The organism is Sphingobacterium puteale (assembly GCF_003627955.1).
Lineage (GTDB): Bacteria > Bacteroidota > Bacteroidia > Sphingobacteriales > Sphingobacteriaceae > Sphingobacterium > Sphingobacterium puteale.
Map to the genome: position 1 here is coordinate 157,644 of NZ_RBWS01000018.1, position 8,876 is coordinate 166,519.

Sequence of the window (8,876 nt, forward strand, 5' to 3'; positions counted from 1 at the left end):
TTAGCCCGAAAAGGTTTAGACTCTGACGATTTTTCGTCAGAGTCTATTCCTATTTATATCAATACGCCACTATGCTGTGTATATGCTGGGCACAGTGGACATGTGGTTTACAGCATGCATGTAAGCGCAGTTTTTTTAAAACTAAAATTCATATTCCCTTGGCAAACAATAATATTCAACAAGAAAGAATAAACTTTGCGACAAGTAAGAAAGTATTGGAATATCCAGATTTCTTAGATGTGCAATTGGAATCTTTCAAGGAGTTTTTTCAATTAGAAACTACTTCTGACAACCGCCATCAGGAAGGGCTGTTCAAGGTATTCTCGGAAAACTTCCCTATTTCTGATTCAAGAAACATTTTTGTGCTAGAGTTTTTGGATTATTTCATTGATCCACCACGTTATGATATCCAAGAGTGTATCGAACGCGGCTTGACTTATAGCGTTCCTTTAAAGGCTAAGTTAAAGTTATCTTGTAATGATGAAGAACACGAAGATTTCGAAACTATTGTTCAGGATGTATATTTAGGGACTATCCCTTATATGACTCCTAAAGGTACTTTCGTGGTAAATGGTGCAGAGCGTGTCATCGTATCGCAATTACACCGTTCACCGGGCGTTTTCTTTGGTCAAAGTAGACACACAAATGGTACTAAACTTTATTCTGCAAGGGTAATTCCTTTCAAAGGATCTTGGATCGAATTCGCAACAGACGTAAACAACGTCATGTATGCTTATATCGACCGTAAAAAGAAATTCCCGGTTACTACCTTATTGCGTGCTATCGGTTACGATTCGGATAAAGATATCCTGGAATTGTTCGATTTAGCGGATGAAGTAAAAGTTAGTAAATCTGGTCTTAAAAAATATGTTGGTCGTCGTCTTGCGGCTAGGGTATTGAAAAAATGGGTAGAAGATTTCGTGGATGAGGATACGGGTGAAGTAGTATCCATCGACCGTAACGAAATTATCCTTGAGCGTGAAACTGTTCTAGAAGAAGATCACATTGATTTGATCATCGAAGCTGGCGTTAAGTCTATTATTTTAGCGAAAGACGATGACTCAAACAATGCGGATTATTCTATTATATATAATACTTTACAAAAAGATACATCCAACTCAGAAAAAGAAGCGGTAGAGCATATCTATCGTCAATTGCGTAATGCTGAACCACCTGATGAGGAAACTGCTCGTGGTATTATCGACCGTTTGTTCTTCTCTGATAAACGTTACGATTTGGGCGATGTAGGTCGTTACCGTATCAACCGTAAATTGAAGTTGGGTACTCCGGATGATACGAAAGTATTAACACGTGAGGACATCATCGCAATTGTGAAGTATTTGATCAATTTGATCAACTCTAAAGCCGAGGTCGATGATATTGACCACTTGTCAAACCGTCGTGTACGTACTGTAGGTGAACAATTATATGCTCAGTTTGGTGTTGGTCTATCTCGTATGGCTCGTACAATCCGCGAGCGTATGAATATCCGTGATAACGAGGTGTTTACACCGACCGATTTGATTAATGCACGTACACTTTCGTCGGTAATCAATTCGTTCTTCGGTACAAACCAGTTGTCTCAGTTCATGGACCAAACTAACCCTCTTGCTGAAATTACGCACAAGCGTCGTTTGTCAGCTTTAGGTCCAGGTGGTCTTTCTCGTGAGCGTGCAGGCTTCGAGGTCCGTGACGTTCACTATACACACTATGGGCGTCTTTGTACAATTGAAACACCGGAGGGTCCAAACATCGGTTTGATCTCTTCGTTGGCTGTACACGCGAAAATTAACCACTTAGGTTTTATCGAAACTCCTTACCGTAAGGTAAAAGATGGAGTTGTTGTGGTTGACGAACCGGTCGTATACTTATCTGCTGAAGATGAAGATGGAAAAACAATCGCACAAGCGAATGCTTTGTATGATGACAAAGGTAATTTCGAAGATGCGAAAGTAAAAGCCAGATATGAGGGTGACTTCCCAATTATCGAGCCTAATATGCTTGATTATATGGACGTTGCTCCAAACCAAATTACATCTATTGCGGCTTCATTGATTCCTTTCTTGGAACATGATGATGCCAACCGTGCATTGATGGGATCGAACATGCAACGTCAGGCTGTGCCTGTATTGCGTCCGCAAGCTCCTATCGTAGGTACTGGTCTTGAAGGTCGTGTTGCAAAAGATTCACGTACATTGATCAATGCCGAAGGTCACGGTGTGGTCGAGTATGTAGATGCTGATGAAATTAAGATCCGTTATGACAGAAACGATGATGATCGTCTTGTATCATTTGATGATGATGTCAGAACATATAGATTGATCAAATTCAAGAAAACCAACCAGAATACTTGTATGAACTTGAAGCCTATCGTAAGAAAAGGTCAACGAGTAGAACCAGGACAGGTACTGTGTGAAGGTTATGCTACTGAAAATGGTGAATTGGCATTGGGTCGTAACTTGAAAGTAGCGTTCATGCCTTGGCAAGGATATAACTTTGAGGATGCGATCGTAATTTCTGAGCGTGTAGCGAAAGAAGATTGGTTTACTTCTCTTCACATTGAAGAATTCGAGCTTGAAGTTCGTGATACGAAACGTGGTGAGGAAGAATTAACCGCTGATATTCCTAACGTATCTGAAGAGGCGACAAAAGACTTGGATGAAAACGGTATTATCCGTATCGGTGCAGAAGTTGGTGGTGGCGATATCCTAATCGGTAAAATCACACCTAAAGGTGAGTCTGATCCTTCTCCAGAAGAGAAATTACTACGTGCAATCTTTGGTGACAAAGCTGGCGACGTGAAAGATGCTTCATTGAAAACTCCACCGTCATTAAAAGGTGTTGTTATCGATACGAAGTTATTCTCGCGTGCGAAGAAAATGTCTAAAGAGGTTGAGCGTAAAACTTTAGAAAAACTAGAGGTTGCTCACGATAGAGCTGTTAAATCATTGAAAGAGCGTTTGGTTGAAAAGTTATTCACTGTCGTGAATGGTAAAACTAGCCAAGGTGTCTACAATGTATATAAAGAGTTGTTGGTTGCTAAAGGTGCTAAGTTTACACAAAAAATCTTAGCTGAATTAGATTACAACAACATCAACCCAATGGGATGGACAACTGACGAAGATAAAAACGAGTTGATCAAAATGGCCCTTCATAATTATAACATCAAAATTAATGAAGAGCTAGGTTCGTTCAAGCGTGATAAATTCGCAGTATCTGTGGGTGATGAACTTCCATCAGGAATTGTGCAGATGGCTAAAGTTTACGTTGCTAAAAAACGTAAGTTGAAAGTAGGGGATAAGATGGCCGGTCGTCACGGTAACAAAGGTATCGTTGCACGTATCGTACGTGACGAGGATATGCCATTCTTAGAAGATGGAACACCAGTTGATATCGTGTTGAACCCACTAGGGGTACCTTCACGGATGAACTTGGGACAGATCTACGAAACCGTATTGGGTTGGGCTGGTCAAAAATTAGGTGTGAAGTTTGCTACACCAATCTTTGACGGTGCTGAAATGGATCAGGTACAGGATTGGGTAGCGAAAGCTGGCTTACCAAAATCTGGACGTACATACTTGTACAACGGATTGACAGGTGACCGTTTCGATCAACCAACGACAGTGGGTGTAATCTACATGTTGAAATTAGGTCACATGGTGGATGATAAAATGCACGCACGTTCAATCGGTCCGTACTCATTGATCACACAACAACCGCTGGGTGGTAAAGCACAATTCGGTGGTCAGCGTTTCGGTGAGATGGAGGTTTGGGCATTGGAAGCATTCGGTGCATCTAACATCCTTCAAGAAATCTTAACCGTGAAATCGGATGACGTGGTTGGTCGTGCCAAAACTTACGAGGCAATCGTAAAAGGTAACAACCTTCCGACACCATCGGTACCAGAATCGTTCAACGTATTGGTACACGAGTTACGTGGATTGGGTCTAGATATCACATTGGATTAATTAAGCAATTAGGGCTTTGAAGGACTGCGGTTCTTCAAAGCTTCTGTATAAAGCTTTAACTTTTGAATAAGTATGTCTTACAAAAAAGATAATAAAATTAAAAGCAACTTCACTTCGATTACGATCAGCTTGGCTTCTCCAGAAACTATTTTGGAACGCTCAAGTGGTGAAGTTACAAAACCGGAAACGATTAACTATCGTACCTACAAACCAGAACGTGACGGTTTATTCTGTGAGCGCATTTTTGGTCCTGTGAAGGACTACGAATGTCACTGTGGTAAATACAAACGTATCCGTTATAAAGGTATCGTATGTGACCGTTGTGGTGTTGAAGTAACTGAGAAAAAAGTACGTCGTGAGCGTATGGGACACATCAACTTGGTGGTTCCTGTTGCACACATCTGGTACTTCCGTTCTCTTCCTAATAAAATTGGTTATTTATTGGGACTTCCTACCAAAAAATTGGATATGATCATTTACTACGAACGTTATGTGGTTATCCAAGCTGGTATTAAGGAAGAAGATGGTATCAACTTTATGGACTTCTTGACCGAAGAAGAATATTTAGATATTTTAGATACTTTACCAAAAGAAAATCAATATTTAGACGATAATGATCCTCAAAAATTTGTCGCTAAGATGGGGGCTGAGGCATTGGAAGATTTGTTGAAACGTATTGATTTGGATCAATTGTCATACGATTTACGTCACCAAGCTGCTAACGAGACTTCGCAACAACGTAAAAATGAGGCGTTAAAACGTCTTCATGTCGTTGAAGCTTTCCGTAGCTCACGTGAAAATATCGAGAATCGCCCAGAGTGGATGATTGTGAAGATCGTTCCGATCATTCCACCTGAATTGCGTCCTTTAGTGCCTTTGGATGGTGGTCGTTTTGCGACTTCGGATTTGAATGACTTATACCGTCGTGTGATTATCCGTAACAACCGTCTAAAACGCTTGATCGAAATCAAGGCTCCTGAAGTAATCTTACGTAACGAAAAACGTATGCTTCAGGAAGCGGTAGACTCTTTGTTTGACAACTCACGTAAAGTGAATGCTGTTAAGACAGAAGGTAACCGTGCATTGAAGTCATTATCTGATATTTTGAAAGGTAAACAAGGTCGTTTCCGTCAAAACTTATTAGGTAAACGTGTGGATTATTCGGCTCGTTCGGTCATTGTGGTAGGTCCTCACTTGAAATTACACGAGTGTGGTCTTCCTAAAGATATGGCGGCTGAGCTTTACAAACCGTTTATCATCCGTAAGATGATCGAGCGTGGTATTGTAAAAACAGTAAAATCCGCGAAAAAAATCGTAGATCGTAAAGATCCTGTGGTATGGGATATCCTCGAAAATGTATTGAAAGGTCACCCTGTATTACTAAACCGTGCACCTACGCTTCACCGTTTGGGTATTCAGGCTTTCCAACCTACATTGGTGGAAGGAAAAGCGATCCAATTGCACCCATTAGTGTGTACAGCGTTCAACGCCGACTTTGACGGTGACCAAATGGCGGTTCACTTACCTCTAGGTAATGCCGCAGTTTTGGAAGCCCAAATCTTGATGTTGGCAGCACACAATATCTTAAACCCTGCGAATGGTTCTCCAATCACAGTACCATCTCAAGACATGGTATTGGGTCTTTACTATATCACCAAAGGCCGTAGAACTGCTGGCGATCATATCGTAAGAGGTCAAGATATGACTTTCTATTCCGCTGAAGAGGTTATCATTGCTTTAAATGAGAAACAGATCGATCTTCACGCTTGGATTAAAGTCAAAACAAAAGTGAGACAAAAAGATGGTAGCATCGTTGATACCTTGTTAGAAACAACTGTAGGTCGCGTGATCTTCAACCAAGTTGTTCCTGATGAAATGGGTTTCGTAAACGAACTGCTTACCAAAAAATCTTTACGTAATATCATTGGCGAGATTGTGAAGACAACGGGTATGGCTCGTGCTGCACAATTCTTGGACGATATGAAAGAATTGGGATATCAAACAGCCTTCAAAGGTGGTCTTTCTTTCAACTTGGAAGATTTGAACATTCCTGCTGCGAAAGCTGAATTGATCCAACAAGCAACGAACGAAGTTGAAGAAGTGATGAACAACTATAACATGGGTTTCATTACTAACAACGAACGTTACAACCAAATCATCGATATCTGGACGCGTATCAACAATAGATTGACTGCACACGTTATGGATATTCTTTCGAACGATAATCAAGGTTTCAACTCAGTTTATATGATGTTGGATTCAGGAGCCCGTGGTTCGAAAGAGCAGATCCGTCAGTTATGTGGTATGCGTGGTCTGATGGCGAAACCTCAAAAATCCGGTACTTCAGGTGGTGAGATTATTGAAAACCCGATCCTTTCAAACTTCAAAGAAGGTTTGTCCGTATTGGAGTACTTTATCTCTACCCACGGTGCACGTAAAGGTCTTGCGGATACGGCGTTGAAAACGGCGGATGCGGGTTACTTGACTCGTCGTTTACATGACGTCGCTCAGGATATGATCGTTGTGGAGCAAGATTGTGGTGGTTTGCGTGGTATCTACACAACAGCATTGAAAGATAATGATGATGTTGTTGAACCATTATTCGACCGTATCTTGGGTCGTACTCCATTACATGATGTATTCCATCCGGAAACAGAAGAGCTGATTGTTTCTGCAAACGAAGATATCACGGAGGAAATCGCTGAAGTTATCGAGAAATCAGGTATTGAGGGTGTCGAAATTCGTACTGTATTAACTTGTGAATCGAAACGTGGTGTGTGTGCTTGTTGTTACGGTCGTAACTTGGCATCTGGTAAACGTGTTCAATTGGGTGAAGCTGTCGGCGTTATCGCAGCACAATCAATCGGTGAACCAGGTACACAGTTGACACTTCGTACGTTCCACGTGGGTGGTACGGCATCAAATATCGCCGCTGACTCAAGCATCATTTCTAAATACGACGGTAAAATCGAATTTGAAAACGTACGTACTGTTTCGCAAACAAACGATAATGGCACACATCAGGTAGTCTTAGGACGTTCTGGTGAGATTAAGATCATTGATGCACATAATAAAATCGTATTCCAACAAAATATCCCTTATGGTTCACAGTTGTTCGTTGAGGATGGCGGTACAGTAGCTAAAGGCGATAAATTGGTCGAATGGGATCCATATAATGCAGTAATTATTTCTGAATTTGCTGGTAAAGTTGAATTTGACGCAATTATCGAAGGTGTTACCTTCCGTGAAGAGTCAGATGAGCAAACTGGTCACAAAGAGAAGGTAATTATTGAAACACGTGATAAAACGAAAAACCCATCCATCAAGATTCTTGATAAATCGGGAGAGGTTATTCGTACCTACAATATCCCAGTAGGTGCCCACGTTGCAGTTGCTAATGGTGTAACAGTGAAAGAAGGTGGTATCCTAGTTAAAATCCCTCGTTCTACAGGTAAAACGCGAGATATCACAGGTGGTCTACCACGTGTAACGGAATTATTCGAAGCACGTAACCCTTCTAACCCTGCTGTAGTAACAGAAATCGACGGTGTGGTAACATTGGGTGGTGTGAAGCGCGGTAACCGTGAGATGTCTATCGAGTCTCGTGATGGTCAAATCAAGAAATACTTGGTACCTCTTTCTAAACATATTCTTGTTCAGGATAATGACTTTGTGAAAGCTGGTATGCCATTATCAGATGGTTCGATTTCTCCTGCGGATATCTTGTCGATCAAAGGTCCATCAGCGGTGCAACATTACATTGTGAATGGTATCCAAGAAGTATACCGTCTGCAAGGTGTGAAGATCAACGATAAACACTTCGAGACCATCGTTCACCAAATGATGCAAAAAGTTAACATCGAAGATCCAGGAGATACGCGTTTCTTAGAAAAAGAAGCCGTTAACAAATGGGATTTCATGGAAGAAAATGATTCCTTGTTCGACAAAAAAGTAGTTGTTGATGCAGGAGACTCCAATAATTTACGTCCAGGACAGATTGTTTCTTTACGTAAGTTGAGAGAAGAGAACTCTAGTCTGAAACGTCGTGACTTAAAACTTGTAGAAGTGCGTGAAGCAATTCCGGCAACTTCAAGTCCATTGTTGCAAGGTATCACTAGAGCATCGTTGGGTACGAAATCGTTTATCTCTGCTGCCTCTTTCCAAGAGACAACAAAAGTATTGAATGAAGCTGCTATCGCAGGTAAACGTGACAACTTGTTAGGTTTGAAAGAAAACGTAATCGTTGGTCACTTAATTCCTTCTGGTACAGGTATCCGTCAATACAGCAATTTAATCGTAGGCTCTCGCGAAGAGTACGATCAATTGTTGGCTTCGAAAGAAGAAGATTAATCGTTAATCGATTATTTCATATAGAAGGTCCAAGTGTATGCTTGGACCTTTTTTTATTGGCTGATTTCATTGGCCGAAAGAACCTTCAGTCCACTTTCATTGTTGCTGGTGTCTGCGAAATCATCAAGATTTTGTTTTTGGACAACACTGGACTAACTAATATATTGTCTGGGAATCTGTGAGGATCAGAAATGGATATTGGTTAAATTTTGGTATCGTTATGAACTCCCGCGTTTCTGTTATGCGCTATATCGGAAGGATAGAGCTTCTTATTCTCTAACGGATAAGAAATGGAAGTATTTATTGATTCTGATTTGTGTTTTAGGTACTCTTTTATAGCTATCTCCAATAGTCTTTCCTTGAAATAATCTCCCAATGTTACAGTAGGTTAACGTGGATATTAAAAAATAATAAACAAAAGGCTTGGAAGTTTGCCCGAAAACTCCCTATCTTTGCACCACTCCGCAAGGGAGGGACGGTTACTTCGAAAGAAGGAACCATGAAAAAAAGAAGGGTTTAAGAGGGTTCGGCAGGATTTAAAATCCCGCTGAGTTTATT

The 8,876-nt window shown here is 40.9% G+C and carries 2 protein-coding genes; both read left to right on the plus strand.

The window, feature by feature from the left end:
* Positions 1-158 precede the first annotated feature (158 nt).
* Complete coding sequence (gene rpoB, locus D7322_RS21725; protein ID WP_121126315.1) at positions 159-3,968, plus strand: DNA-directed RNA polymerase subunit beta; 3,810 nt, start codon at positions 159-161, stop codon at positions 3,966-3,968.
* Between the two features lie 72 nt (positions 3,969-4,040).
* The gene (gene rpoC, locus D7322_RS21730) at positions 4,041-8,318 is read left to right on the plus strand and encodes a DNA-directed RNA polymerase subunit beta' (RefSeq protein WP_121126309.1); all 4,278 of its coding nucleotides are present in this window, start codon (positions 4,041-4,043) and stop codon (positions 8,316-8,318) included.
* Positions 8,319-8,876: the final 558 nt, after the last annotated feature.